The organism is Burkholderia sp. WP42, assembly GCF_000745665.1.
In the GTDB taxonomy this organism is placed as follows: domain Bacteria; phylum Pseudomonadota; class Gammaproteobacteria; order Burkholderiales; family Burkholderiaceae; genus Burkholderia; species Burkholderia vietnamiensis.
The window spans coordinates 60,469-61,585 of sequence record NZ_KN050728.1 but is presented as its reverse complement, the minus strand read 5'-3'; the positions used below and the strand labels follow the sequence as shown (position 1 = coordinate 61,585).

Annotated in this window: 1 pseudogene; it reads right to left on the bottom strand. The window is 62.8% G+C overall.

The window, feature by feature from the left end:
- A pseudogene (locus EX20_RS31650) lies at positions 1-1,117 on the bottom strand (hemagglutinin); the annotation flags it as partial.

Sequence of the window (1,117 nt, the reverse complement as noted above, 5' to 3'; positions counted from 1 at the left end):
ACCGTGCTATCGGTCGTGCTCAGGCCGGTCGACAGCGAGCTGATGCCCGTCGAGGTCGAGGTGGACAACGACGTGATCGAGCTGGTCGCCGACGAGAGGCCCGTTGACGTCGACGTCGACAGCGAAGCCACCGAGCTGTCGGTCGAGCTCAGGCCCGTCGACAGCGAGCTGATCGAGCTGGTCGCCGACGACAGACCCGTCGACGTCGACGTCGACAGCGAAGTGATGCTTGAAACAGTCGTGCTGGCAACCGAATAGAGCTGGCTGCCGTTGATGGCATCAGTACTCGATGATGTGACTTGACCTGCTGCGACGTTGGTAATCTGACGCTCGGCCCCCGCCGAACCGACGCTCACAACGCTCGTCGGAGAAGTACCGGCAAAGTTGCCATATGTCGTGGTCCCGACCGTGGCACTACTCGTCGGACTGGCTGTCGCGGTGACGGACCCTGAACCCAGGGCAACATCATTGGTGTTCGTCGCGACCGCACCCGATCCGAATGCCACCGCGCCGTCGGCGGCTGCCGTCGACGTATTGCCGAGGGCCAACGAGCCCACGCCCGTCGCAATGTTTGCATTGCCCAGTGCGACAGCGCCGTTGCCGGTCGCCGTGTTGTTGGCACCCATTGCCACGGCGCCCGTACCGGTTGCCACGTTCGGATCGCCGAGTGCAACCGCGCCATCACCGCTCGCCGTGTTTCCGACACCGATCGATACTGCCTTGCCGCCAGTCGCCGATGCGCCCTGTCCGATTGCAACTGCACCGCCCGACGATGCATGCGATCCATCCCCAACCGCAACACTGCTAGCCCCAGAAGCACTTGCATTGGTCCCGACAGCAAGTGCATTGATGCCCGTTGCACCGTCGTTGTTGTAATTACCTTGCTGGGTGCCGTTGTCGTTGATGCTGTTGTAGTGACCCTTCGCGGTCTGGATCGCTGTGGAGGTTGAGGTCGACAGTGATGTGATCGAGCTGGTGGCCGACGCCAAGCCGGTCGACGTGGACGTCGAGAGTGAGGTCATCGAACTGTCGGCCGAACTCAGGCCCGTCGACAACGAGCCGATGCCCGTCGACGTCGAAGTGGACAACGACGTGATCGCGCTAGTGGCCGACGACA